The 23,554-nt window shown below is 67.7% G+C and carries 23 protein-coding genes; 17 read left to right on the forward strand and 6 right to left on the reverse strand.

Annotation, left to right across the window (positions count from 1 at the left end; genetic code table 11):
• The 12 genes from lspA (at position 1) to MRBLWH11_RS13045 (ending at position 13,469) form a co-directional block, all read left to right on the forward strand.
• A complete protein-coding gene (lspA, locus tag MRBLWH11_RS12990; protein ID WP_341945169.1) occupies positions 1-675 on the forward strand; it encodes a signal peptidase II in 675 nt (224 codons plus the stop codon).
• 2 nt (positions 676-677) lie between these two features.
• Positions 678-1,598 (forward strand): RluA family pseudouridine synthase, encoded by a 921-nt coding sequence (locus MRBLWH11_RS12995; RefSeq protein WP_116636825.1) that lies wholly within the window; start codon positions 678-680, stop codon positions 1,596-1,598.
• 69 nt (positions 1,599-1,667) lie between these two features.
• On the forward strand, positions 1,668-2,267 hold the full coding sequence (locus MRBLWH11_RS13000; RefSeq protein ID WP_341945170.1) for a GNAT family N-acetyltransferase: 600 nt from the start codon (positions 1,668-1,670) through the stop codon (positions 2,265-2,267).
• A gap of 31 nt (positions 2,268-2,298) precedes the next feature.
• Positions 2,299-2,907, forward strand: coding sequence for a sigma-70 family RNA polymerase sigma factor (locus tag MRBLWH11_RS13005; protein ID WP_341945171.1), 609 nt, complete (start codon positions 2,299-2,301; stop codon positions 2,905-2,907).
• Positions 2,904-4,016 (forward strand): hypothetical protein, encoded by a 1,113-nt coding sequence (locus MRBLWH11_RS13010; RefSeq protein WP_341945172.1) that lies wholly within the window; start codon positions 2,904-2,906, stop codon positions 4,014-4,016. Before MRBLWH11_RS13005 ends, MRBLWH11_RS13010 begins: the two co-directional genes overlap by 4 nt.
• 41 nt (positions 4,017-4,057) lie before the next feature.
• Positions 4,058-4,663 carry a sigma-70 family RNA polymerase sigma factor gene (locus MRBLWH11_RS13015; protein ID WP_341945173.1) on the forward strand — a complete coding sequence of 202 codons (606 nt, stop codon included), beginning with the start codon at positions 4,058-4,060 and terminating at the stop codon, positions 4,661-4,663.
• A complete protein-coding gene (locus MRBLWH11_RS13020; RefSeq protein ID WP_341945174.1) occupies positions 4,638-5,735 on the forward strand; it encodes a hypothetical protein in 1,098 nt (365 codons plus the stop codon). The genes MRBLWH11_RS13015 and MRBLWH11_RS13020 overlap by 26 nt, the downstream gene beginning before the upstream one ends.
• Before the next feature lie 88 nt (positions 5,736-5,823).
• Positions 5,824-9,342 (forward strand): DNA polymerase III subunit alpha, encoded by a 3,519-nt coding sequence (dnaE, locus tag MRBLWH11_RS13025; RefSeq protein WP_341945175.1) that lies wholly within the window; start codon positions 5,824-5,826, stop codon positions 9,340-9,342.
• 71 nt (positions 9,343-9,413) lie between these two features.
• Positions 9,414-10,634, forward strand: coding sequence for a hypothetical protein (locus MRBLWH11_RS13030; protein ID WP_341945176.1), 1,221 nt, complete (start codon positions 9,414-9,416; stop codon positions 10,632-10,634).
• Between the two features lies 1 nt (position 10,635).
• Positions 10,636-11,940: a histidinol dehydrogenase gene (hisD, locus tag MRBLWH11_RS13035; RefSeq protein WP_341945177.1), complete on the forward strand. Its 1,305-nt coding sequence runs from the start codon at positions 10,636-10,638 to the stop codon at positions 11,938-11,940.
• Positions 11,941-11,950: 10 nt separating this feature from the next.
• On the forward strand, positions 11,951-12,421 hold the full coding sequence (nrdR, locus tag MRBLWH11_RS13040) for a transcriptional regulator NrdR (RefSeq protein WP_116636834.1): 471 nt from the start codon (positions 11,951-11,953) through the stop codon (positions 12,419-12,421).
• Between the two features lie 10 nt (positions 12,422-12,431).
• Positions 12,432-13,469, forward strand: coding sequence for a quinone-dependent dihydroorotate dehydrogenase (locus tag MRBLWH11_RS13045; RefSeq protein ID WP_341945178.1), 1,038 nt, complete (start codon positions 12,432-12,434; stop codon positions 13,467-13,469).
• Here the strand turns inward: MRBLWH11_RS13045 and MRBLWH11_RS13050 are convergent.
• Entirely contained in the window at positions 13,444-14,016 is a 573-nt protein-coding gene (locus tag MRBLWH11_RS13050; protein WP_116636836.1) for a DUF3043 domain-containing protein, read from the reverse strand. The two genes, MRBLWH11_RS13045 and MRBLWH11_RS13050, sit on opposite strands and share 26 nt — an antisense overlap.
• Positions 14,017-14,062: 46 nt before the next feature.
• On the opposite strand from MRBLWH11_RS13050, the gene MRBLWH11_RS13055 reads away from it, so the two are divergent.
• The 5 genes from MRBLWH11_RS13055 to MRBLWH11_RS13075 all read left to right on the forward strand — a co-directional run bounded on the left by MRBLWH11_RS13055 (position 14,063) and on the right by MRBLWH11_RS13075 (position 19,094).
• Positions 14,063-15,484 carry a dipeptidase gene (locus tag MRBLWH11_RS13055; protein WP_341945179.1) on the forward strand — a complete coding sequence of 474 codons (1,422 nt, stop codon included), beginning with the start codon at positions 14,063-14,065 and terminating at the stop codon, positions 15,482-15,484.
• A gap of 71 nt (positions 15,485-15,555) precedes the next feature.
• The gene (gene erpA, locus MRBLWH11_RS13060) at positions 15,556-15,924 is read left to right on the forward strand and encodes an iron-sulfur cluster insertion protein ErpA (RefSeq protein WP_116636838.1); all 369 of its coding nucleotides are present in this window, start codon (positions 15,556-15,558) and stop codon (positions 15,922-15,924) included.
• Positions 15,925-16,022: 98 nt separating this feature from the next.
• Positions 16,023-16,919 (forward strand): cytochrome c oxidase subunit II, encoded by an 897-nt coding sequence (gene coxB / locus MRBLWH11_RS13065; RefSeq protein WP_116636839.1) that lies wholly within the window; start codon positions 16,023-16,025, stop codon positions 16,917-16,919.
• A gap of 3 nt (positions 16,920-16,922) precedes the next feature.
• On the forward strand, positions 16,923-18,656 hold the full coding sequence (gene ctaD, locus MRBLWH11_RS13070) for a cytochrome c oxidase subunit I (RefSeq protein WP_207770003.1): 1,734 nt from the start codon (positions 16,923-16,925) through the stop codon (positions 18,654-18,656).
• 3 nt (positions 18,657-18,659) lie between these two features.
• Positions 18,660-19,094, forward strand: a complete 435-nt coding sequence (locus MRBLWH11_RS13075) for a cytochrome c oxidase subunit 4 (RefSeq protein WP_341945180.1) — start codon at positions 18,660-18,662, stop codon at positions 19,092-19,094.
• A gap of 64 nt (positions 19,095-19,158) precedes the next feature.
• Here the strand turns inward: MRBLWH11_RS13075 and MRBLWH11_RS13080 are convergent, their stop codons facing one another.
• The 5 genes from MRBLWH11_RS13080 to MRBLWH11_RS13100 form a co-directional block, all read right to left on the reverse strand.
• A complete protein-coding gene (locus MRBLWH11_RS13080; RefSeq protein ID WP_341945181.1) occupies positions 19,159-19,578 on the reverse strand; it encodes a rhodanese-like domain-containing protein in 420 nt (139 codons plus the stop codon).
• Positions 19,579-19,662: 84 nt separating this feature from the next.
• On the reverse strand, positions 19,663-20,175 hold the full coding sequence (locus MRBLWH11_RS13085; protein ID WP_341945182.1) for a GNAT family N-acetyltransferase: 513 nt from the start codon (positions 20,173-20,175) through the stop codon (positions 19,663-19,665).
• Entirely contained in the window at positions 20,172-20,585 is a 414-nt protein-coding gene (locus MRBLWH11_RS13090) for a Rid family hydrolase (RefSeq protein WP_341945183.1), read from the reverse strand. Before MRBLWH11_RS13090 ends, MRBLWH11_RS13085 begins: the two co-directional genes overlap by 4 nt.
• A gap of 81 nt (positions 20,586-20,666) precedes the next feature.
• A complete protein-coding gene (locus MRBLWH11_RS13095; RefSeq protein ID WP_116636845.1) occupies positions 20,667-22,481 on the reverse strand; it encodes a cytochrome bc complex cytochrome b subunit in 1,815 nt (604 codons plus the stop codon).
• Positions 22,478-23,554 carry a Rieske (2Fe-2S) protein gene (locus tag MRBLWH11_RS13100; protein ID WP_116636846.1) on the reverse strand — a complete coding sequence of 359 codons (1,077 nt, stop codon included), beginning with the start codon at positions 23,552-23,554 and terminating at the stop codon, positions 22,478-22,480. The genes MRBLWH11_RS13095 and MRBLWH11_RS13100 overlap by 4 nt, the downstream gene beginning before the upstream one ends.

Below are 23,554 nucleotides of genomic sequence, written 5' to 3' on the forward strand. Positions count from 1 at the left end.
TTGTCAGGACGTCGTCCCCTTCGTCGGTCGGCGGCCGGTGCGATCGTTGCGATTCTCGCAGCGGTCGTACTGGCCGCCGATCAGTTTGTGAAGTACCTCACCATCGAGCACCTCCCTCTCCATGAGGTCGTGCCCGTGCTCGGGGAGTTCCTTCAGCTGTATTACATCCGCAATTCGGGCGCGGCCTTCTCGCTCGGCAGCGGAGTGACCTGGATCTTCACCATCGCTCTGAGCGTGGTCGCCGTGGTCATCATCTGGAAGGCGTTCGACGTCCGCTCCCGTTGGTGGGCAGTCGTCCTCGGCGCGCTGCTCGGCGGCGTGCTCGGCAACCTCACCGACCGTCTCTTCCGCGAGCCGGGATTCGGCAACGGTCACGTGGTCGACATGATCTCGATGCCGTGGATGATGCCCGCGATCTTCAACGTCGCGGACATCTTCATCGTGACCGGGATGATCTCGGTCGCGCTGCTCGTCGTGCTCGGTCTGCGTTTCGACGGCACCCGGGAACGGGACCACGCGCCGGTCGAGACAGAAGAGGAGGCCGAGGCCGCCGCTGTCGCCGCCGAGGACCAGGAGATGCTCGACGACGCGGATGCCGTCGCCGACGCGGATTCCGCATCGGTCGCCGGCGAGGTCGCGTCCGCCGAGGATTCGTCGCCGTCGGACGGTCGCTGACCGTGGAGTCGCGGTCCCTTCCCGTCCCCGACGGCATGGACGGCGAGCGCGTCGACGCGGCGCTCGCGCGCATGCTCGGCTTCTCCCGCACCTTCGCCGCCGATGTGGCGTCCGCGGGGGGAGTGCAGCTCGACGGCGTCGTCCTGGACAAGTCGGATCGTCTGCGAGGCGGCGCCTGGCTCGAGGTCGAGTGGCAGCCCAAGGAGGCGCCGAGGATCATCCCGATCGCCGTCCCCGAGTTGGGCATCGTCTACGACGATGACGACATCGTCGTGGTCGACAAGCCCTCGGGCGTCGCAGCTCACCCGTCGGTCGGGTGGGAGGGGCCCACGGTCATCGGCGCCCTCGCCGCGGCGGGATTCCGCATCGCGACCAGCGGTGCGGCCGAGCGTCAGGGGGTCGTGCACCGTCTCGACGTGGGAACCAGCGGCCTGATGGTGGTCGCCAAGACCGAGGCCGCGTACACGGCTCTCAAGCACGCGTTCAAGGAGCGTACGGTCGAGAAGATCTACCACGCCGTCGTGCAGGGGCATCCGGATCCGCTCGCCGGCACGATCGACGCTCCGATCGGTCGCCATCCGAACCACTCGTGGAAGTTCGCCGTCGTCCCGGACGGGAAGCCCTCCGTGACGCACTACGAGACCCTGGAGGCGTTCCCGGGGGCCTCGCTCCTCGAGATCCATCTGGAGACCGGGCGCACCCATCAGATCCGCGTGCACATGGCGGCGCACCGGCATCCGTGCGTCGGCGACCCGCTCTACGGCGCCGACCCGACGCTGTCCGCCAGGCTCGGCCTGACGCGGCAGTGGCTGCACGCACACCAGCTGGCCTTCACCCACCCGGCGACGGGGGAGTGGGTGCAGTTCGCGTCGCCGTATCCCGCGGACTTCCAGCACGCGCTCGATGTGCTCCGCGGAGAGTAGTCCGCGCCGATCTGGGCCGCTGAGCCCGTCGAAGCGTGCGATGTCGCCGGGGTGCGCCACACTGGGCGCATGAGCATCGAGGTGCGTCCGGCGACCGTGTTCGACGACGTCGCGACGCTGGTGGGGCCGAAGAAGCCGACGTCGAACGTCTGCTTCTGTCTGAGCTATCGCATCGGCAGCAAGGAGAACGTCGCGCTGAAAGGAAATGCGCGCGCCGACCGGGTGCGGGAGCTGTGCCATCAGGATCCGCCGCCGGGCGTGATCGCCTACCTCGACGACGAGCCGGTCGGCTGGGCGGCCCTGCATCCGCGGAGTGAGACGAGCTTCGCGCGCAATCGGCTCATCCCGCACATCGACGACCTCGACGTGTGGTCGCTGTGGTGCTTCCGGGTTCGGCCTGGGCACCGCAGACAGGGCATCTCGCACGCGCTGATCGAGGGCGCCGTCGCCTACGCGAAGAAGCGCGGGGCCCCTGCGATCGAGGGATATCCCGTCGACAACCGCGGCGAGAAGGTGAACCTCACGATGGCGTACGTCGGCACGAGGAGCCTGTTCGAAGACGCCGGATTCACGAAGGCGGCCGACACGGACTCGGTCCTCGACGGCTTCCCGCGCGTGCTCATGCGCCTCGATCTGACGGCATCGAAGAAGTCGTCGAAGAAAACGTGAACCCATCCGGGGCGCACGGACAATACACAGCGTGAGCACAGACAGCGAGATCATCCAACGGTCTCTGGACCAACCATCAGCCTTCGCCCAGCTGTTCGATCGACATGCGCGCGTGGTCAACGCCTTCGCGACGTACCGGATCGGCCGGCATGCGGCGGAGGACGTCCTGAGCGAGACGTTCCTCGTGGCGTTCCGACGTCGCGCGGACTTCGATCGTGACGTCGAGTCGGCCGTGCCCTGGCTGCTCGGCATCGCCTCCCGCCTCATCCGCCGACACCGCGCAGTGGAGGCCAAGCACTGGCGTTCGTTCGCGGCGGCCGTCTCGGGTGAGGAGCATTCCTCCGAGGGAGGTGTCGACGACGCGATGACGCGGATCGACGCGGAGCGCGAGGTCGCAGGGCTCAGAGCACGTATCGCCGCGCTCGCGCCGAGGGATCGGGAGACGCTCCTGCTCTACGCATGGCAGGGGTTGTCCTACGACGAGGTGGCGACAGCGCTCGGCGTCCCGGTCGGGACCGTCCGTTCGCGGTTGAACCGCGTGCGGAAGCGCCTGGACCCCGTTCGCAGGGCGCATGCGAGGCGACAGACAGAGATACAGACAGAGACGCAGACAGACCGAGCAGCAGGGAGCATCCGATGAACGTTTTCGAGAAGGTGCAGGAGACCCGACCGGAGATCGACGGGGCCGAGGAGAACATCTCGGCGGCGCGGGTGCGACTCCTGAGTGAGATCCACGCCGAACAGCGCCCTGCGCGGTCGCGCGCGGCACGACGCCCGTGGATCATCACGGCCGGCCTGGTGGGCGCCGCCGCGGCGGTGACCGCCGGTGTTCTCGTGGTCGGCAACCTCACGACGCCGACGACCGGAAGGGTCGAGGCCATTCCGACCATCGTGCCGAAGCCGTCGGTGGAGCCCACACCGGAGCCGACGGTGGAGCCGTTGACGGCCGCCGGAGCGTTCAGCGCGGCAGGAGCATCCGCGAGCACGTTCACCGGATTGACGGTCGCACCGGGGCAGTATCTGAGGGTGCACACCGACTCCGAACAGATGGTCTACCAGCACCCGGACACCGGGGTGGGAGAATTCCAGACTGATCGATCGACCGCGGCGAACGCCTGGATGGATGCCGTCTCCTGGGACAACTACGTCCCCGCGGACACATCGTCCGACTGGTACTCCGTGGGGGGCCAGGTCGAGATCCTGCAGGAGTTCGGCCCCGATGCCGCCGCGCTCGCGGAACAACATGTGCAGGAGATCGGCGGGCCGAGTGGGCCGAACACGTTCGCCGGCGGGATTCCGCCCTGGGAGACCTCGAGCGGTTTCTCGATGCACTCCTTCTGGCAGGACATGCCTCGCGATCCGGCCCAGCTGATCGCGTGGATCAGGCAGAATCAGGGTTCCGTGACGGGGGACCAGGACTACAAGGTCGGTTGGGTGCTGGTGGACCTGCTCGCGAAGAACGTCGGGTCACCCGACGTCCGATCGGCGATGTACGGTGCGCTGAGCATGCTCAGCGGCTCGGAGATCGTCGAGACCCAGGGGAACATCGTCACGCTGAGCTTCTCCGCTGCTGAGCAGGCGCTGTCCGGTACTGACGGCATCCGACGTCGGACAGTGACCATCGACATCTCGTCGGGGCTCGTCCTCGAGAAGACGGTGACGCTCGATGTCGCGTCGCCCCTGGTCCCCGCGGACCTCCCGGACGAGCGGTACACCTACACCGTGAGCGTCGTCGACGCGCTGCCGTGACGAATTTCGAACCGTCTGCGCTCTCCGGGGCAATACATAGTGTGAGCACAGACAGCGAGATCATTCAGCGGTCGCTCGGGCAGCCCCGAGCCTTCGCCGAACTGTTCGATCGGCACGCCAGGACGGTGGGCGGCTATGCCGCCCGCCGTCTCGGGGCCGATGCGGGCGAGGACATCCTCAGTGAGACGTTCCTGGTCGCGTTCGCACGACGGAAGTCGTTCGACACTTCCTGGGACTCGGCGCTTCCCTGGTTGTACGGGATAGCTTCGCGACTGATCAGGAAGCATCGGGCCCGAGAGGCCAAGCACTTCCGGTCGAGCGTCGAGTCCGCGCAGCGCGAGGAGCACATCTCCCACGGAGACCTCGAGACGACGATCGCGCGTCTCGACGCCGAGATATCCACCCGCGAGCTGGCGCCGCGGATCGCGGCCCTCTCGGCCAAGGACCGGGAGACCCTCCTGCTCTACGCCTGGGGAGACCTGACCTATGAAGAGGTCGCCGTCGCCCTGGGCGTCCCCGTCGGGACCGTCCGGTCCCGGATGAACCGCGTTCGGACGCGGTTGGATCCGGCCAGGGCGATCACCCGAGAACGAGCAATGAATGACAAGGAAGGAGCGGTCGATGGACGTTTTCGAGCGCGTGCGTGACGTGAATGCAGGAACCGGCCTGACGGAGGATCGGATCATCGGTGCCCGCATACGGCTTCTCCAGGGGATCGACGACAGCCGCAGTGCGGAGCGCAAGCGCCTCCTGAAGAGGCCGATGTTCCTGATCGCCGGCGCGGTGGCCGGAGCGGCCGCGGTGACGGCGGGCGTCGTCGTGGTCAGCCAACTCACGGCACCCTCTCCACACGTGGAGGCTATTCCCGCGCCCACGGCGGGACCTCGTGAGCCCGGCCAGACCGTTCCGAAACCGGAGCCGACCTCCGGCACGACGATCACGGAACCGTACCCCGGCACGACCCCGCAGGCCGGGCAGTATCTTCACGTGGGGATCACATCGGAGCGCCTGCTCTACCGGGACGGGCGCGTGTTCGTCTGGCCGGCGCACGGCGATTTCCCGCCGATCTCCGGCCTGTTGGTCCGTGAGTACAGTCAGACCTACGTCCCTGCCGATCGATCGGGCGACTGGTATTTCGAGTGGGGGCCGAGCTCCGAACGGGTGCAGTTCTTCCCGGAGGATCAAGGTCCGGCGGGCGAGCTCGCCTGGGACAACCAGGTTCCGGTGAACCCCGAGGTCATCGGGAGCTGGAACACCGGCGGCCAGCCGGGCGACGGCGACGTGCAGACCGGTTCGACCGCCTGGTACGCGCCCTATCCTCGCGATCCCCAAGCGCTGCTCGACTACCTCCGCGCTCAGGCTGCGACCTACGCCGAGTCGCCGGAAGCCGTCGACGACGCCCTGATCGACAATCTCATCTTCACGATCCAGTCCAACATCGCCCCGGCGGACGTGCGAGCGGCCTTCATCGGCGCCCTCGAACTCAGCGGGCTCGCACAGAAAGAGACGACGGCGGACGGGAAGACGAGATACCAGGTGCACCGCGCACTCTTCGATGCCCGCACCGAAACGCTCACGATCGACCCCGCGACGGGATGGGCGACCGAGTACACGCTGCGGTACGACCGCACCGACGGGGCAGCGGGGGACATGGTACCGGCGAACATCCCGGACATCCGGGCCACCTACACGGTCTCCATCGTCAACTCCGTCCCGTAGTCCGGAGGGGCCGAGGAGCCCCGGCACCTATCTCGGTGCCGGGGCTCTTCGGCGTCCGACGTCGGATGCCGAAAGTAGACTCGAAGGCATGGCATCCGACTCCTTCGCCCACCTCCATGTGCACAGCGAATACTCGATGCTCGACGGTGCAGCGAAGATCGCGGCGATGACCCAGGCGGCCGCCGATTACGGCATGCCGGCCATCGCGGTGACCGATCACGGCAACACCTTCGCCGCGTTCGAGTTCTACAAGGCGGCGAACGCCGCAGGCGTCAAGCCGATCATCGGGCTCGAGGCCTATGTGACCCCGGGAACGCATCGCAGCGACAAGTCGCGCGTGCAGTGGGGCTCGCCCGATCAGAAGAGCGACGACGTCTCCGGTTCCGGTGCGTACACCCACATGACGATGTGGAGCGAGACGACCGAGGGCATGCACAACCTCTTCCGGCTCAGCTCCCGCTCGAGCATGGAGGGCTACTACTTCAAGCCGCGCATGGACCGTGAGCTTCTCCAGACCTATTCCAAGGGCCTGATCGCGACGACCGGCTGCCCCTCCGGCGAGATCCAGACGCGCCTGCGTCTCGGTCAGTACGACGCCGCGCGCGCGGCGGCAGCGGAATTCCAGGACCTCTTCGGCAAGGAGAACTACTTCGCCGAGATCATGGACCACGGCCTCTCCATCGAGCGGCGCGTGATGACCGATCTCCTGCGTCTGGCGAAGGACCTGAACATCCCGCTGGTCGGCACCAACGACTCGCACTACACCCACCAGCACGAGGCCGACGCGCACGAGGCGCTGCTCTGCGTCCAGTCCGGCTCGACGCTCGACGACCCGAACCGCTTCAAGTTCGACGGCGACGGCTACTACATCAAGACCGCCGCCGAGATGCGCCAGCTGTTCCGCGACCACCCCGAGGCGTGCGACAACACGCTGCTGATCGCCGAGCGCTGCGAGGTCGAGTTCAACACCGCGGCGAACTACATGCCGCGTTTCCCCGTCCCCGACGGCGAGACCGAAGACAGCTGGCTCATCAAAGAGGTCGAGGTCGGCCTCCACTACCGGTATCCCAACGGCATCCCCGACAAGGTGCGCAAGCAGGCCGAGTACGAGACCGGCATCATCCTGCAGATGGGGTTCCCCGGCTACTTCCTCGTCGTCGCCGACTTCATCAACTGGGCCAAGGACAACGGCATCCGCGTCGGTCCCGGTCGTGGTTCCGGTGCCGGCTCGATGGTCGCCTACGCCATGCGGATCACCGACCTCGACCCGCTCGAGCACGGCCTCATCTTCGAGCGCTTCCTCAACCCCGACCGCGTCTCGATGCCCGACTTCGACGTCGACTTCGATGACCGGCGCCGTGGCGAGGTCATCGAGTACGTGACCCAGAAGTACGGTTCCGAGCGCGTCGCGCAGATCGTCACGTACGGCACCATCAAGTCCAAGCAGGCGCTGAAGGATGCCGGGCGCGTGCTCGGCTTCCCGTTCAGCATGGGAGAGCGTCTGACGAAGGCGATGCCGCCGCCCGTCATGGGAAAGGACATGCCCCTCGACGGCATGTTCGACTCGGCGCACCCGCGCTACAAGGAAGCCAGCGAGTTCCGGGTCCTCATCGAGACCGACCCCGAGGCGAAGACGGTATTCGACCGCGCGCTCGGGCTGGAGGGACTGAAGCGCCAGTGGGGCGTGCACGCGGCCGGCGTCATCATGTCGTCCGAGCCGCTGCTCGACATCATCCCGATCATGCGCCGCGAGCAGGACGGCCAGATCGTCACGCAGTTCGACTACCCGTCCTGCGAGTCCCTCGGCCTGATCAAGATGGACTTCCTGGGGCTGCGCAACCTCACGATCATCTCCGACGCGCTCGACAACATCCGCATGAACCGCGGCGAGGAACTCGATCTCGAGCGCCTTCCCCTCGACGACCGCGGCGCCTACGACCTTCTGGGCCGCGGTGAGTCGCTCGGCGTCTTCCAGCTCGACGGCGGGCCGATGCGCTCGCTGATGCGCCTGATGAAGCCCGACAACTTCGGCGACATCTCGGCCCTCATCGCGCTGTACCGTCCGGGCCCCATGGGCGCGAACTCCCACACGAACTACGCGCTCCGCAAGAACGGCGCCCAGCCGATCACGCCGATCCACCCCGAGTTCACCGAGTCGCTCGCCGACATCCTCGAGGAGTCCTACGGTCTGATCATCTATCAGGAGCAGGTCATGGCCATCGCGCAGCGCGTGGCCGGGTTCTCGCTCGGTCAGGCCGACATCCTCCGTCGCGCGATGGGCAAGAAGAAGAAATCCGAGCTGGACAAGCAGTTCGAGGGCTTCCAGGCCGGAATGCACGCGAACGGCTACTCCGACGGGGCCGTCAACGCGCTCTGGGAGATCCTGCTGCCGTTCTCCGACTACGCGTTCAACAAAGCGCACTCGGCGGCCTACGGCGTCGTCTCGTACTGGACCGCGTACCTCAAGGCGCACTATCCCGCCGAGTACATGGCCGCGCTCCTCACCAGCGTCGGTGACTCCAAGGACAAGATGGCGCTCTACCTGAACGAGTGCCGCCGCATGGGGATCAAGGTGCTCCCGCCCGACGTCTCGGAGTCCATCAACTTCTTCGCGGCCATCGGAGACGACATCCGCTTCGGTCTCGGCGCCGTCCGCAACGTCGGCAGCAACGTCGTCGACGGCATCGTGCAGTCCCGCAAGGACGAGCGCTTCGACTCGTTCCACCACTTCCTCGACAAGGTCCCGCTGCACGTCTCGAACAAGCGCACCGTCGAGTCCCTGATCAAGGCCGGGGCCTTCGACTCGATGGGCGACTCGCGACGCGCCCTCATGGAGGTGCACGAAGACGCGGTCGAGGCCGCCGTCGATCGCAAGCGGAACGAGGCGCAGGGCGCGATCGGATTCGACTTCGACAGCCTCTACGACGGCACCGAAGAGGTGGCGCCGGCCAAGGTCCCCGCGCGGCCGGAGTGGATCAAGAAGGACAAGCTCGCGTTCGAGCGCGAGATGCTCGGTCTCTATGTGTCCGATCATCCGCTCGCCGGTCTCGAGGTGCCCCTCGCCAAGCACGCGTCGATCTCGATCCATGACCTGAACAATTCCGAGGACATGCAGGACGGAGACCAGGTCACCGTCGCGGGGCTGGTGACCAGCGTGCAGCATCGTGTCGCCAAGGCCAGCGGCAACCCCTACGGCATGATCACCGTCGAGGACTTCAACGGCGAGGTCACCGTGATGTTCATGGGCAAGACGTACATCGAGTTCCAGCACATCCTGCAGCAGGACTCGATCCTGGCCGTGCGCGGGCGCGTGTCGCGTCGCGACGACGGGCTGAACCTCCATGCCCAGTCCGCGTTCGCGCCCGACGTCGGCTCGTTCGATGCGGCCGGTCCGCTGTCGCTCGTGCTCGCCGAGCAGCGCGCGACCGAACGCGTCATGAACGAGCTCGCCGAGATCCTGCGTCGGCACAACGGCGACACCGAGGTCCTGCTGCGGGTGCACCGCGGCGGAAGCGCGAAGGTCTTCGAGGTGCCGATGCCGGTCAAGGTCTCCGCCGACCTCTTCGGTGACCTCAAGTCGCTGCTCGGCCCCGCCTGTCTGGGGTGAGCGGGTAGGATCGTGAGCCGTCGGGGGGCGATCAACGCGCCCCGGACGAGCACCGTGACGAAAGGACGACCATGAGCACGGATCTGCCCGAGCAGTCGGACATCGAGGACGAGACCTTCACCGACGACGACGGCGTCCTCTACGACGAGGACGTCACGCCGGAGTTCGGCATCCTCGGCTTCACGCTGCGCGAGCTCCTGATCGTGGGCGTGTGGCTGGTGTCCTTCGTCGTCTCCTTCTTCCCTCTGGGCGGCGGGCTCTCGCTCTGGGGCGTCGGCGTCCAGTGGATCCTGCCGATCGGCGTGCCCACCGCCGCCGTGTTCCTCCTCGTGCTCCGGCGCTTCTCGCCGGACGGCATCCGTCGCGTCGGCTCGCTGGGCATCGATCAGTTCGCCTCCGTCGCGTTCTCGGTGTCGGCGACCGTGTGGGTCGGGACGCTGTGGCTCGCGGTCTCCACCCTGATCGAGGGAGGCTTCTGGAGCCTCCCGTGGAACGGGATCCTGCTGCTGGTGACCTCGCTCGCCCTCGTCGTCCTCACGGTCTTCGCCCCGATCATCCCCGGGCTGAAGGAGGACTTCCACGGTCGCCTCGTGACCCTGGCGCACCGCAACGCCAACCCGGTCCGCCCGGTCATCGCGCGTCCGCGCCCCGAGGTCGTCGCCGCTCCCGAGACGGTGGCCGCTCCCGAGACGGTCGACGCTCCAGAGGCCGTGGCTGGTCCGGAATCGGATGCCCCGGCGCCCGAGAACAACGCAGACTTCACCGAGACCACCGCGTTCCCGGCCGACTTCGACCGGGAACTCTCCGGGCAGCAGGCGACCGACGAGGTGGCGCGCCTCGACCTCGCGGCGCAGGTGCCGCTCGTGGCCCACGCCTCGGGCGGTGACACCGGTACCGAGCAGGTCACCTCGGATGACGAGTACGTCCCCACGTACTCCCGACGGTCCCGCGGCCAGGAGCAGGAGATCGTGTCGGACACCGGCAGCATCGAATCGCTGCTCGAGACCGCGGCGCGCGTGGAGGGCGAGGAACCCTACGTCGAGAGCGACGACATCGTCGACGCCGACCTCGACGCGACCAACCCGCGTGAGTCCGCTCCCGTCGCGCAGCCGTTCTGGATCCTCGCGCCCTCGGAGCGCGATGTGCACGACGAGCGCGGCGAACCGCTGTTCCGCATCGGGCCGACCGCCTGGGCGCTGGTGATCGAAGATCGTGGAGGCGCGTACGTCATCCGCCATGACGACGGCCGGATCGGCTACCTCCACGAGATCTCCGACATCACGAAGGGCTGACATGCGAACGATCGATCTGCGAGGGCGCGAGCTCTCGCCGGCTGACATGCTCGCCGCCGTCCCGCGTGCCACGCAGGCGCGCGCGGAAGCGCTCGACGCGGCCACGCGCATCGTCGACGACGTGCGCGACCGCGGCGAGGCCGCCCTGCGGGAGCAGGCGGAGCAGTTCGATCGGGTGACCGGTCACGCCATCCGGGTTCCCGCCGACCAGATCACTGCGGCGCTCGCATCGGTCGATCCGACCGTGCGTGCGGCGCTCGAGGAGGCGATCATCCGGGTGCGCCAGGGCTCCGCAGCCCAGGTGCCCGCCCCGCAGGTCACCGAGATCGGCCCCGGCGCCCGGATCCTGCAACGCTGGCAGCCGGTCGCGCGCGCCGGCGTCTACATCCCGGGCGGCAAGGCGGTGTACCCGTCGAGCGTGATCATGAACGTCGTTCCCGCGCAGATCGCCGGCGTGCAGCAGATCGCCCTCGCCTCACCGCCGCAGGCCGACCACGACGGTCGCATCCACCCGACGATCCTCGCCGCGGCCGCACTGCTCGGCGTCAGCGAGGTCTACGCGATGGGCGGCGCCGGAGCGATCGGCGCGCTCGCATGGGGAGTCCCGACGATCGGGCTCGACCCGGTCGACGTGGTCTCCGGTCCAGGCAACAACTTCGTGGCCTCCGCCAAGCGGGCGGTCGCGGGCGTGGTCGGCACGGATTCCGAGGCCGGTGCCACCGAGATCCTCATCGTCGCCGACGAGAGCGCCGACCCGCGGCTCGTCGCCGCCGACCTGATCAGCCAGGCCGAGCACGACGAGCAGGCATCCGCTGTGCTGGTCACCGACGCGGTCGAACTCGCCGAGCAGGTCGCGGTCGAGATCGACCGGCAGGCCGCCGCGACGCGCCACAGCGAACGGGTGCGTGTCGCGCTCGACGGTCCCCAGTCCGCGATCGTGCTCGTCGACGACCGGGCCATGGCGACCGCGTTCAGCAACGCGTACGCCCCCGAGCACCTCGAGCTCCACCTCACCGACGCCGAGGACGCGGCATCCGCCTTCACCAGCGCGGGCGCGGTCTTCGTCGGAGATCAGACGCCGGTCAGCCTGGGCGACTACATGGCCGGCAGCAACCACGTGCTGCCCACCGGGGGACAGGCGCGCTACGCTCCCGGCCTCGGCGCGTACACGTTCCTGCGTCCGCAGCAGGTCATCTCCTATGACCGGGCGGCACTCGCCTCCGTGCGGGAGGGCGTCGTCGCCCTGGCGAACGCCGAGGTCCTGCCCGCGCACGGCGAGGCGATCGAGGCGCGCTTCACGGCGTAGGATCGGTCAGATGCACTGCCCCTTCTGCCGTCACTCCGATTCGCGCGTCATCGATTCGCGTACCAGCGACGACGGGCTCTCCATCCGACGGCGCCGTCAGTGCCCGGAGTGCGGAGGCCGTTTCACGACCACCGAAACCGCGAGTCTCAACGTGATCAAGCGCTCCGGCGTCATGGAGCCGTTCAGCCGCGAGAAGGTCATCTCGGGCGTGCGCAAGGCCTGCCAGGGCCGCCCCGTCACCGAGGCGGACCTCGCGGTCCTCGCGCAGCGCGTGGAGGAGGCGGTCCGGCAGACCGGTGTGTCGCAGCTCGACACGAACGAGATCGGCCTCGCGATCCTCGGACCGCTGCGCGAGCTCGACGAGGTCGCCTTCCTGCGCTTCGCCAGCGTCTACCAGGCCTTCGACTCCCTCGAGGACTTCGAATCCGCGATCACCGATCTGCGCGCCGACCACGCGGAGCAGGAGCGCGCGGACCGGTAATCTGGCAGGGATGTATCCGCTGCTCTTCCGCGCTGTCCTCTCGCGCTTCGATCCCGAGTTCGCCCATCACGCCGGCATGGCGGTGATCCGCGTCCTCGGGACGCCGCCGTTCTCCGCGGCGACCCGCGCGATGACCCGCCCCGATCCGTCGCTCCGCGTCGAAGCTCTCGGGCTGACCTTCCCGTCGCCCTTCGGCATCGCGGCGGGCTTCGACAAGAACGCCGTCGGCGTGCGCGGTCTCGCAGCGCTCGGCTTCGGGCACGTCGAGGTGGGCACCGTGACGGCGATCCCGCAGGACGGGAACCCCAAGCCGCGACTCTTCCGCCTCATCGCGGATCGCGCCGTGATCAACCGGATGGGCTTCAACAACCAGGGGGCGGATGCCGTTGCACGCCGTCTCGCGAAGCTCCGCCGCGGCGCGCCCGATACGGTGATCGGCGTCAACATCGGCAAGAGCCGGGTCGTCGAGGTCGAGGACGCGACCGCCGACTACGTCGCCTCCGCCACGAGGCTGGCCCCGCTCGCCGACTACCTGGCCGTCAACGTGTCGTCCCCGAACACCCCGGGTCTGCGCGGTCTGCAGGCCGTCGAGACCCTCGCGCCCCTGCTCCGTGCGGTGCGCGAGGCATCCGGCTCCACGCCGCTGCTCGTGAAGATCGCGCCCGACCTCCCCGATGAGGAGATCGCCGCGATCTCGCGGATGGCCGTCGACGAGGGGCTCGCCGGCATCATCGCGCACAACACCACGATCAGCCGCGACGGCCTGCTCACGGATGACGCGACCGTCGAGGCCGCGGGCGCGGGTGGTCTCTCGGGGGCACCTCTCAAGCAGCGCTCGCTCGAGGTGCTCCGCGTCGTGCGCGGCTCCGTGCCCGCCGACTTCTGCGTCATCGCCGTCGGCGGCGTCGAGACGCCCTCCGATGTCCAGGAGCGACTGGATGCCGGAGCGACCCTGGTGCAGGGCTACACGGCGTTCCTCTACCGCGGCCCGTTCTGGGGCCGCGAGCTCAACAGGGGACTGGTCAGTCGGGGTACTGTCCGCGCTTGACCTGCGGCTTCGGCAGACGCATGAAGCGCATCTGCAGGGCGCGCATCGCGGCGTACCAGCCGAGACCGCGCTCCATCCGCTCGGCGCCGAACTTCGCCGCGACCTTGCGCTTCACCCGGAAGCCGAGCAGGATCATGCCGCCGATCGCGATCACCAGGTAGCCCATCATCACGATGTAGGCGTAGAAGGAGATCGCGAGGTTGGCGGGGATGAGAGACGCGAGGATGACGAGCACCATGACCGCCATGACGAACTCGGCGGGGTGCCAGCCGGCATCCACGTAGTCCCGCACCCAGCGGCGCTGCGGACCCTTGTCGCGCGCCGGGAGGAACTTCTCCTCACCCGCGGCCATGCCCGCCTGGGCGCGTGCGCGACGCTCGTTGAGCTCGGCGCGGGCGGCGGCCTTGGCCTCCTTGGTGTTGGCGACCAGGGGACGGCGACGGGCCGCCTCCTGCTCCGCGCGGGTCGGCGTCGCACGACCCTTGCCGACGGCTGGCGTCTCGGAGGCGTCGTCGTTCGTCGAAGGGGAGACAGGGGTAGTGGCCACGAGATTCCTCGGTTCGCTGAAAAGAGATCACCTTAAGATTACTCGCATGACCTCTTCTGCTCATCCCGCTCCGTCGACACCGCCCAGCGAATCCGAGGCGGCCGTCCTCGAAGCGGTCGCGACGGGCATCCCGTCGGCCCTGTCGGATCTGGGACACCTGGTCCGCATCCCCGGGATGGCATGGCCGGCCTTCGACCAGACGCAGCTGGAGCGGAGTGCGGATGCCGTGGCAGCCCTGGCGAAGGACACGGGCGTCTTCGACGAGGTGCGCGTGCTGCGGGCGGCGATCCCCGGCACCGACGAGCACGGACAGCCCGCCGTGCTGGCCACGCGCGCGGCGCGCAACGGCAAGCCCACGATCCTGCTCTACGCGCACCACGACGTGCAGCCTCCGGGAGACGATGCGCTGTGGGAGACCCCGCCGTTCGAGCCGACGGTGCGCGACGGTCGTCTCTACGGACGCGGCGCCGCGGACGACAAGGCGGGGATCATGGCGCACATCGCGTCGATCCGGGCGGTCAGCGAGGTGCTGGGCGACGATCTCGACCTGGGCATCGCGATGTTCATCGAGGGGGAGGAGGAGTACGGCTCCCGCTCCTTCGCGCAGTTCCTCTCCGACAACAAGGACGCGCTGCGCGCCGACGCCATCGTCGTCGCCGACTCGGGGAACTGGGACTCCGTCACCCCGGGACTCACTGTCTCGCTGCGCGGCAACGCCCGCTTCACGGTGCGCGTGCGCACGCTCGACCACGCATCGCACTCCGGGATGTTCGGCGGCGCAGCGCCCGACGCGATGATGACGACCGTCCGGATGCTGTCGACGCTGTGGAACGACGACGGCTCCGTCGCCGTCGAGGGGATGACCGAGCGCGATGCGCCGACGCCCGACTACAGCGAGGAGACGCTCCGCGACGAGGCGGGGCTGCTCCCCGGCACGACGCCGATCGGTAACGGCTCGATCCTCAGCCGCATCTGGAACAAGCCGTCGATCACGATCATCGGCATCGATGCCACGAGCGTCGCGGCGGCGTCCAACACGCTGCTCCCCGAGGTCACGGTCGTGATCAGCGCCCGCGTCGCCCCCGGGCAGACGGGGGAGGAGGCCTACGCGGCGCTCGAGCGTCACCTGCGCGCCCACGCGCCGTTCGGAGCGGAGCTCGAGTTCTCTGACGTCGATCTCGGCAACGGGTTCCTGGTGGACACCAGCGGATGGGCCGTCGCCCTCACGCGCGACGCGATGCGGGACGGCTACGGCGTCCCTCCGGTCGACCTCGGGGTCGGCGGATCGATCCCGTTCATCGCCGACCTGGTGCGGGAGTTCCCGACCGCGCAGATCCTGGTCACGGGGGTCGAGGACCCCCACTCGCGGGCACACAGCCCGAACGAGTCCCTGCACCTCGACACGTTCCGGCACGCCGTCGCGACCGAGGCGCTGCTGCTCGCGCGGATGAACGCGCGCGACCTCTGAGCCTTCCGGTCCGACCGGCGGTAGAATTACCGGGAACGCCGTGCCCCTGCGGCCCCGTGACAAGGAGCGACATGAGCGACACCACACTGACTTCCGCTGAGACCACCACCCGCGCGCACGGCATCAGCCTCACCGACGCCGCCGCGGTCAAGGTCAAGAACCTCCTCGAGCAGGAGGGTCGCGACGACCTGCGTCTGCGCGTCGCCGTGCAGCCCGGCGGATGCTCGGGTCTGATCTACCAGCTCTACTTCGACGAGCGCTACCTCGAGGGCGACGAGACCGTCGACTTCGACGGCGTCGAGGTCATCGTGGACAACATGAGCGTCCCGTATCTCGACGGTGCATCCATCGATTTCAAGGACACGATCTCCGAGCAGGGATTCACGATCGACAACCCCAACGCGGCGGGCAGCTGCGCGTGCGGCGACAGCTTCCACTGATCCGAACGACCCCCGCCAACCTGCGTGGTTGGCATGAATCAGGTGTGAGGTTGCCCTAGACTTGGGGTGTGCCCTGTCCGCAATCTGAAAGGTGCATCGTGCCCTCGAAACACCGCCTTCGTTGGGTCGCTCTCCCCTTGGGAGTGGCGGCAGCCGTGGTCCTGGCGGGATGTACCACCACCGAGTTGAACGGCTACCTCCCCGGCTTCATCGAGGGTGAGGCTGCGGCCACCAACCAGACCGAGCGGGTCTCCTCCCTCTGGGTGAACTCCTGGATCGTCCTGCTCGCCGTCGGCATCATCACCTGGGGCCTGATGGCCTGGGCCGCGATCGCGTACCGCCGCCGCAAGGGCCAGACCGGCCTGCCGGTGCAGATGCGCTACAACATGCCGATCGAGATCTTCTACACGATCGTGCCGCTCATCCTGGTGCTGGGAATGTTCTTCTTCACGGCTCGCGATCAGACGGAGATCGAGGCGAAGTGGGACGACCCCGACGTCGAGATCACCGCGATCGCCAAGCAGTGGGCGTGGGACTTCCAGTACGACGCCGAGTCCGACGACGACACCGTCTGGACGATGGGCATCCAGGCCCAGCCCGACGCCGAGGGCAACATCGACCAGGCGCAGCTGCCCACGCTGGTGCTGCCGGTCGACAAGAAGGTCACGATCGACCTGCGGTCGCGCGACGTCATCCACTCGTTCTGGATCATCGACTTCCTCTACAAGAAGGACATGTTCATCGGGGCGGACAACTCCTGGTCCTTCATCCCGACGCGTGTCGGCGAGTACGCCGGCAAGTGCGCCGAGCTCTGCGGCGAGTACCACTCGATGATGCTCTTCAACGTGAAGGTCGTCGAGCAGGACGAGTACGACGCCTACCTCGAGTCGCTCAAGGAGAAGGGCAACACGGGAGACATCACGGACGAGTACGACCGTCTCTCGAACCTCCCCGGAACCACGCCGAAGAACGACTCCGAGGAAGGAGAGGAGTAAGCCATGTCGACCACTGAAGCCCCCCGTACCGATGAGGCCCCTCGCTCTCGACCCACCGCTCTGCCCGCCCGCCAGGCCGCTCTGATGAGCTCCTCGCGCGTGGAGCAGAAGGGCAACATCGTCGTCAAGTGGATCACCTCCACCGACCACAAGACCATCGGGTACATGTACCTGATCGCGTCGGTGCTGTTCTTCCTCCTCGGCGGTGTGATGGCCCTCGTCATCCGCGCCGAGCTGTTCGCTCCGGGAATGCAGATCATCCCGACGAAGGAGCAGTACAACCAGCTCTTCACGATGCACGGCACGATCATGCTGCTCATGTTCGCGACCCCGCTGTTCGCCGGCTTCGCGAACGCGATCCTGCCGCTGCAGCTCGGTGCCCCCGACGTCGCGTTCCCGCGTCTGAACGCCTTCGCGTTCTGGCTGTTCCTGTTCGGCTCCACGATCGCGGTCGCCGGCTTCCTCACCCCGCAGGGCGCGGCATCCTTCGGCTGGTTCGCATATCAGCCGCTCGCCGGAGCGTCGTTCACGCCCGGCGCCGGTGGAAACCTCTGGATGGTCGGACTCGGGATCTCCGGTTTCGGAACGATCCTCGGTGCCGTGAACTTCATCACCACGATCATCACGATGCGCGCCCCCGGCATGACGATGTGGCGCATGCCGATCTTCTCGTGGAACACGCTCATCACGAGCCTCCTCGTCCTGATGGCCTTCCCGGTGCTCGCTGCGGCGATCTTCGCGGCAGCCGCGGACCGCATCCTGGGCGCGCACATCTACGACCCGGCCAACGGTGGCGTCCTGCTCTGGCAGCACCTGTTCTGGTTCTTCGGGCACCCTGAGGTGTACATCATCGCGCTGCCGTTCTTCGGCATCGTGTCGGAGATCTTCCCGGTGTTCAGCCGCAAGCCGATCTTCGGGTACAAGACGCTCGTCTACGCGACGATCGCGATCGCAGCCCTCTCCGTCGCCGTGTGGGCGCACCACATGTACGTCACGGGATCCGTGCTGCTGCCGTTCTTCGCCCTGATGACGATGCTCATCGCAGTACCGACAGGTGTGAAGATCTTCAACTGGATCGGCACGCTGTGGCGGGGCTCCGTGACCTTCGAGACGCCGATGGTCTTCGCGCTCGGCTTCCTGGTCTCGTTCGTCTTCGGCGGACTGACCGGTGTCATCCTCGCGGCGCCGCCGCTGGACTTCGCGCTCTCGGACTCGTACTTCGTCGTCGCGCACTTCCACTACGTCGTCTTCGGCACCGTGGTGTTCGCCATGTTCGCCGGCTTCTACTTCTGGTGGCCCAAGTGGACCGGGCGGATGCTGAACGAGCGTCTGGGCTACGTGCACTTCTGGATGCTGTTCATCGGCTTCCACATGACCTTCCTCATCCAGCACTGGCTGGGTGTCGACGGCATGGTGCGTCGCTACGCGGACTACTCGGCGGCCGACGGATGGACCTGGCAGAACCAGGTCTCGACGATCGGTGCGATCATCCTTGGTGCTTCGATGCTGCCGTTCTTCCTGAACGTCTGGATCACGGCGCGCAAGGCGCCGAAAGTCACGGTCAACGACCCGTGGGGATACGGCGCTTCGCTCGAGTGGGCGACGTCCTGCCCGCCGCCGCGTCACAACTTCACGTCGATCCCGCGCATCCGCAGCGAGCGTCCGGCCTTCGACCTGAACCACCCCGAGGCAGCTGAGTTCGCGACCACCGCGCCCGGCGAGCGAGAGGCCCACTAAGTCATGCGCGACAACGTCATTCTCTGGTGGATCCTGACCGCCTTCTTCGCCCTCGTCGGCGTCGTCTACACCGGCTGGCACATCATCGCTACGCCGGACCCCGAATTCGCGAAGCGGATCGAGTGGGTCGGCACGGTCGCGCTGTTCTTCGCCGCCTTCATGGGCGCGATGATCGCGTTCTACCTCGACCGTACGCACAGCGCCCAGGGCGGTGAGCTTCCGGAGGACATCCTGACGGCAGACATCGACGACGGCGATCCTGAGCTCGGCGAGTTCAGCCCGTGGTCGTGGTGGCCGATCGTGCTCGCGGCTTCCGCCGGCGTCTTCGTCGTCGGGCTCGCCGTCGGACATTTCCTGCTCCCGATCGGACTCGCGATCTTCGTGGTCGCGATCGTCGGCTGGGTGTACGAGTACTACCGCGGGCACTTCGCACGCTGACACACGTCCAAGAAGGCCCCCGGATCGCTCCGGGGGCCTTCTTCGTGTGTCCAGCGGTGGACGGTCAGGCGCGGGTGCGGATGCGAGCGACACCGGTGAGCGGGTCGACGGGGCGGTGGTGCACGCCGTCGGCATCCTCTACGGGATAGCCCTCGCGTACCCAGTACTCGAAGCCGCCGATCATCTCGCGGACGCGATAGCCGAGCTTCGCGAACTCGAGGGCGCCTTTCGCGCCGGCGTTGCAGCCCGGGCTCCAGCAGTACACGACGACCTCGGCATCCTCGGGGATCTCCTTCGGAGCTCTCGTGGCGATCTCGCCGTAGTGCATGTGCACTGCGCCCGCGACGCGCCCCTGCGCCCAGGCCTCGTCGGAGCGCACGTCGATCACGACGAGCTCGTCTCCGGCCTTGAGGGCGGCATGCACATCACTGGCGTCGGTCTCGAAGGAGAGCTTGGCTGCGAAGAAGTCGGCGCGATCGATCATGCCCTCAGCCTAGGCGGGCGGCGTCGCCACTCAGTAGCGCATTACCGCCGTCTGACGCCGGAATCGCGCCACGCTCCGGAGCGATCAGAACGCGATGGTCATCTGCACGCGTCGGCCATGCGCGGAGAGCTGCAGGGCTTCCTCCGTGGCGATCAGCCGCCGGTGGAACGCGGAGTCGGGCTCGCTCTCCACGAAGCCGCAGGAGGCGTAGAACGGAGCGTTCCACGGGACGTCGGCATAGGTGCGCAGGGTCACGCGCTCGTGGCCGCGCTCCCGAGCTTCGTCCAGCGCTGCGCGCACGAGTCGCCGGCCGATTCCGCGTCGTCCGTGTGCCGGGTGCACGGAGAGCTGCTCCAGGTGCGCGTGCCCGTCGATCTCGAGGACGTGCACGAAGCCGGCGGCGACGGGAGGCGCGGCATCCTCCACGACCTCCGCGACGAGGAGGAAGCCGGGAAGGGCCGACCGCTCTGCGTCCGTAGCCGGAGGAGGCCAGTCGGCCGCGTCGAAGCGTTGGATGAGGAGGGTGTCGGCGGCGGCTTCGATCTCCGAGATCGTTGCGGCGTCCGCCGGCCGACTGTGGCGCACCGACGTCGTCACGGCTGCTCGCCTCGGACAGCGGCGACGGCCTCGATCTCCACCAGCTGGTCGCGGTAGCCGAGCACCGTCACTCCGAGCAGCGTGCTCGGAACATCGTGCTCACCGAATGCGGCATGCACGACATCCCAGGCGTCGACGAGATCGGCCTGATCAGACGACGCCACGAGCACGCGTGTGCTGATGACATCCGTGAGGCCAGCACCGGCGGCTTTCAGCGCCTCGGTCAGGGTCTGCACGCACTTCGCAGCCTGCGCGGCGTAGTCGCCGGGCGCGGCGGTCGTACCGTCTTCGTTCAGAGGGCAGGAGCCGGCGAGGAAGATGAAGCGAGAGCCGGCCGGCGCGGTGGCCGCGTACGCATAGGGGGCGTCGGCGAGAGAGGCGGCACGGATCAGCTGTACGACGGAGGACACTCGTCGATCCTTTCACAGCAGCGAGAACGATGAAGGCCCCGTCCGGATCGGACGAGGCCTTCATCGATGGGGGAGTGGCGACTACTCGCCCTCCTCCGACTTCTTCTTGCGCGGCTTCTTCACCGGCTCCGTGGCGATCACGGTGCTGGGTGTGTTCGCCGTCTCCTCGACGTGCGTCTCGCTGGCGACGAGCGGTGCATCCGGTGCTCCCGCACGCTCATGAGCGCCCTGGATCTCGGCTGCCTCGGTCTCCTCGTTGTGAGCCGTGACGTGGTGCTGGTGCGAGTCCGCCTCGTCGACCTCTGCCTGCGTGAGCGGGGCGAGACGGTCTTCGAAGAACCACCGCGAGATCGACGAACGGAGGTTCTCGGTCCAGGGGATGCGGCCCTTGGCGTTCGGACGGACGACCAGCGGCTCGTAGCCGTCGACGTCGATGAGCTTCCAGCGGTCGTACTCGTCGACCGGCTGGTGCACCTCGATGAACTCGCCGCCGGGGAGGCGGACGATGCGTCCGGACTCGTAGCCGTGCAGCACGATCTCACGGTCCTTCTTCTGCAGCGCGATGCAGATGCGCTTGGTGACGAAGTAGCCGAGGACAGGGCCGACGAAGAGCAGCGCCTGGAGGGTGTGGATGACCCCTTCCATCGTGAGCATGAAGTGCGTCGCGATGAGGTCGGACGAGGCCGCAGCCCACAGCACGGCGTAGAAGATGACGCCGGCGACGCCGATGGCGGTGCGGGTCGCCGCGTTGCGGGGACGCTGAGCGATGTGGTGCTCGCGCTTGTCGCCCGTCAGCCACGCCTCGAGGAACGGGTAGATCGCCACGACGACGATGAACAGACCCAGGACCGCGACCGGGAGCAGGATGCCGAACGACCAGGTCCGATCGAAGAGCACGAGGTCGAGGTTCGACGGTGCGAGTCGGAGGGCGCCGTCGGCGAACCCGATGTACCAGTCCGGCTGCGTTCCAGCCGAGACGGGGGACGGGTCGTAGGGACCGTACGCCCAGATCGGGTTGATCTGGAAGAACGTCGCGATCAGCACGATCGTGCCGAACACGATGAACAGGTATCCGCCCATCTTCGACATGTAGACCGGCATCATCGGGTAGCCGACGACGTTCTCGTTCGTGCGACCGGGGCCGGCGAACTGCGTGTGCTTGTTCACGATCATGAGCATCAGGTGCACCACGATCAGCCCGATCACGAGCAGCGGCAGCAGCAGGATGTGCAGCGTGTACAGGCGGCCGACGATGTCGGTGCCGGGGAACTCGCCGCCGAACACGATGAACGACGTCCAGGTGCCGATCAGCGGGATGCCCTTGACCATGCCGTCGATGATGCGGAGGCCGTTGCCCGACAGCAGGTCGTCGGGGAGCGAGTAGCCCGTGAAGCCCTCGGCCAGCGCCAGGATGAACAGCACGAAGCCGATGACCCAGTTGAGCTCGCGCGGCTTGCGGAACGCACCCGTGAAGAAGATGCGGAGCATGTGCACGCCGATGCCGGCGATGAACACGAGCGCAGCCCAGTGGTGGATCTGGCGGACCAGGAGGCCACCGCGCAGGTCGAACGAGATGTGCAGCGACGACTCGAGGGCCGCAGACATCTCGATGCCACGCATCGGGGCGTATGCGCCGGTGTAGTGGGTCTCGACCATCGAGGCCTGGAAGAAGAACGTCAGGAAGGTTCCGGAGAGGAACACGACCACGAAGCTCCACAGCGCGATCTCGCCGAGCATGAACGACCAGTGGTCGGGGAAGATCTTGCGACCGAGCTCCTTGACGAAGCCCGAGAGGCTGGTGCGCTCATCGATGTAGTTCGACGCGGCTCCCACGAAGCGGCCGCCGAGGGGCGCCTTCGTGTCCTTGTCGTCCTTGGACAGCGTTGCGGTGCTCAATGGCGCTCCCAGAAGCTCGGGCCGACGGGTTCCGTGAAGTCGCTGCGTGCGACCAGGTAGCCCTCGTCATCGACGGTGATGGGCAGCTGCGGCAGCGGGCGGGCCGCCGGGCCGAAGATGACCTTTGCGTGGTCCGTGACGTCGAACTGCGACTGGTGGCACGGGCACAGCAGGTGGTGCGTCTGCTGCTCGTACAGTGCCACGGGGCATCCGACGTGCGTGCAGACCTTGGAATAGGCGACGATGCCGTCGTAGGACCAGTCCTTGCGGTCCTCGGCCTCGATGAGCTGCTCGGGGCGGAGGCGCATCATCAGGACGATAGCCTTGGCCTTCTCCTCGAGGTAGCCGTCGTGGTGGCTGAGCTCCGCGAGCTCCTCGGGGATCACGTGGAACGCGGAGCCGAGGGTCACGTCGGCGGCCCGGATCGGCGTGCCGTCGGGGTCACGGACGAGGCGCGAGCCCTCTTCCCACATCGTGTGCTTGAGCAGCGCCACCGGGTCGCCCGCGGTGGGGTCGTCCGGCGTGGAGTGCGGAGCCAGTCCGCGGAAGAGCGTGACGCCGGGGATGATCGAGGCGACGACCGCGGCGAACAGCGAGTTGCGGATCATGGAGCGGCGGCCGAAACCGGACTCCTCGTTCGCATCGGAGAACGCCTTGATGGCCGCTTCGCGCGTCGAGTCCTTGCCCCGCGTGGGGTGGCGGTACTCGATGTGCTCCTTGTCGGACATGAGCGCCTTGGACCAGTGGATCGCACCGATGCCGAGGGCCAGCAGCGCGAGAGCGATGCCGAGTCCGATGAAGAGGTTGTTCTGCCGGATGTCGATGAGCGCGCCGCTCTCGATCGGGAACAGCATGTAGGCGGCGACCGCCCAGATGCTGCCTGCGAGCGAGAGGTAGAACAGGGTGTAGACCGTGCGGGCCGCGTTCTTCTCGGCGCGCGGGTCCTTGTCGGTCATCCGCTCGCGGTGCGGCGGCAGTCCCGGGTTCTGCACGGGATCGCTGACTGCGACACCCAGCCCCGGAGAGGGCTGGTAGGCCCTGTCAAGAGCCTGCGAGTCGTCGTCGTGTGCCAT

Origin of the sequence: Microbacterium sp. LWH11-1.2, from assembly GCF_038397745.1 — a bacterium.
In the GTDB taxonomy this organism is placed as follows: Bacteria; Actinomycetota; Actinomycetes; order Actinomycetales; family Microbacteriaceae; genus Microbacterium.

Coding starts and splice junctions, on each gene's coding strand:
- MRBLWH11_RS13000 (WP_341945170.1), top strand. CDS start 1,668: ATGAGCATCGAGGTGCGTCCGGCGACCGTGTTCGACGACGTCGCGACG.
- MRBLWH11_RS13010 (WP_341945172.1), top strand. CDS start 2,904: ATGAACGTTTTCGAGAAGGTGCAGGAGACCCGACCGGAGATCGACGGG.
- MRBLWH11_RS13020 (WP_341945174.1), top strand. CDS start 4,638: ATGGACGTTTTCGAGCGCGTGCGTGACGTGAATGCAGGAACCGGCCTG.
- dnaE (WP_341945175.1), top strand. CDS start 5,824: ATGGCATCCGACTCCTTCGCCCACCTCCATGTGCACAGCGAATACTCG.
- MRBLWH11_RS13030 (WP_341945176.1), top strand. CDS start 9,414: ATGAGCACGGATCTGCCCGAGCAGTCGGACATCGAGGACGAGACCTTC.
- hisD (WP_341945177.1), top strand. CDS start 10,636: ATGCGAACGATCGATCTGCGAGGGCGCGAGCTCTCGCCGGCTGACATG.
- nrdR (WP_116636834.1), top strand. CDS start 11,951: ATGCACTGCCCCTTCTGCCGTCACTCCGATTCGCGCGTCATCGATTCG.
- MRBLWH11_RS13045 (WP_341945178.1), top strand. CDS start 12,432: ATGTATCCGCTGCTCTTCCGCGCTGTCCTCTCGCGCTTCGATCCCGAG.
- MRBLWH11_RS13055 (WP_341945179.1), top strand. CDS start 14,063: ATGACCTCTTCTGCTCATCCCGCTCCGTCGACACCGCCCAGCGAATCC.
- erpA (WP_116636838.1), top strand. CDS start 15,556: ATGAGCGACACCACACTGACTTCCGCTGAGACCACCACCCGCGCGCAC.
- ctaD (WP_207770003.1), top strand. CDS start 16,923: ATGTCGACCACTGAAGCCCCCCGTACCGATGAGGCCCCTCGCTCTCGA.
- MRBLWH11_RS13075 (WP_341945180.1), top strand. CDS start 18,660: ATGCGCGACAACGTCATTCTCTGGTGGATCCTGACCGCCTTCTTCGCC.
- MRBLWH11_RS13080 (WP_341945181.1), bottom strand. CDS start 19,578: ATGATCGATCGCGCCGACTTCTTCGCAGCCAAGCTCTCCTTCGAGACC.
- MRBLWH11_RS13100 (WP_116636846.1), bottom strand. CDS start 23,554: ATGGCACACGACGACGACTCGCAGGCTCTTGACAGGGCCTACCAGCCC.